This is a genomic window from Burkholderia sp. E168m23 (genome assembly GCF_016586125.1).
Lineage (GTDB): Bacteria > Pseudomonadota > Gammaproteobacteria > Burkholderiales > Burkholderiaceae > Burkholderia > Burkholderia orbicola.
In genome coordinates, this window is record NZ_BCPP01001397.1 from 1 (window position 1) to 1,248 (window position 1,248).

Consider the following 1,248-nt stretch of genomic DNA (forward strand, 5'->3'; position numbering starts at 1 on the left):
ACGCGCGTCGCATCGAGCCCCCACCAGGACCCAAGCACGGTCGCGTAAAGCTGGCGAAAATCGACCGCGACCGGCAGGTTGCCGTTGCCGTCGAGCCGCCCGAGCGCCGGCGGCGCGCCGTACAGTCCGCCCGACACGCGGCCGCCCATCACGAAATGCGGCGCGGCCGTGCCGTGATCGGTGCCGTTGCTCTGGTTCTCGCGCACGCGCCGCCCGAATTCCGCATACGTCATCACGAGCGTCTCGTTCCAGCGCCCGAGTTCGATCAACGCCGCGCGCATCGCGCTCATCCCTTCCGCGAACTGCTTGAGCAGCGCGGCCTGCTGCCCCGGCTGGTTCTGGTGTGTGTCGAAACCGTTGAGCGTCAGGCGCAGCACCGCGACCCCATCCTGCGCGCCGGGCCCGGACGCTTCGCACGCGGCCAGCACCTGCATCGCGGTCTTGACCGACGTGCCGAACGCGCCAGCCGGAAAGGCCGTCCTGAATTCCCGCATCCCGCCGCGCGGGCGCAGCCGGTCGGCCGCCTTCACGATGTCGTTCTCGACGTCGATGATGTGCGCGAGCGCCGGGTTCTGCTCGCGCAGCGACGACGGCTCGGCGAGCCGGGCCGCGCGGATGAACTGCGCGGGATTGACGAGTGCGATCGCGCGCGCGCCGTTCGACAGCGGTCCCATCTCGGCGCTGCCGAGCACGACGCCGTCCGCGGCGAAACCGGGCGGCACGGGCGCCTGCGCGAACGTGCGCGTGAGCCAGCCTTCGTGCAGGTACTGATCCGAGCGCGATGCGGTGTCCCAGATCTCGATCGAACGGAAATGCGACAGGTTCGGCTGCGGATAGCCGACACCCTGCACGATCGCGACCTGTCCGTCGCGCCACAGCGGCATCAGCGGCGCGAGCGACGGGTGCAGCCCCGTCTGCGCGTCGAGCTGCAGCACCTGCTCGCGCTTGATGCCGATGCTGCGCCGGAACTGGTAGTACAGCGGGTCGGCATACGGCACCACCGTGTTGAGGCCGTCGTTGCCGCCCTTCAGCTCGACGAGGATCAGCACGTTCGCATACCCGGCCGCGGCCTTGCGCCCCGCCTGCGTCGCGGCGGCCGCCATCGCGGGCGCTTGCCACATCGACACACCGGCCGCCGCCGCGGCGCCCGTCAGCGTCAGAAAATCACGTCGGTTCATCGCACATCCTCTGGTTCGCCGCCCGGCGCGTTGGCCGCGGCGACTGTCCGCTTCGTCGTCGTTCGCATCA

1 protein-coding gene is annotated in these 1,248 nt (G+C 70.4%); it reads right to left on the bottom strand.

What is annotated here, in order from left to right:
- A partial coding sequence (locus JMF90_RS37610; RefSeq protein ID WP_201326396.1) for a DUF1501 domain-containing protein occupies positions 1-1,178 on the bottom strand: 1,178 nt, incomplete at its 3' end.
- Between the last annotated feature and the right edge of the window lie 70 nt (positions 1,179-1,248).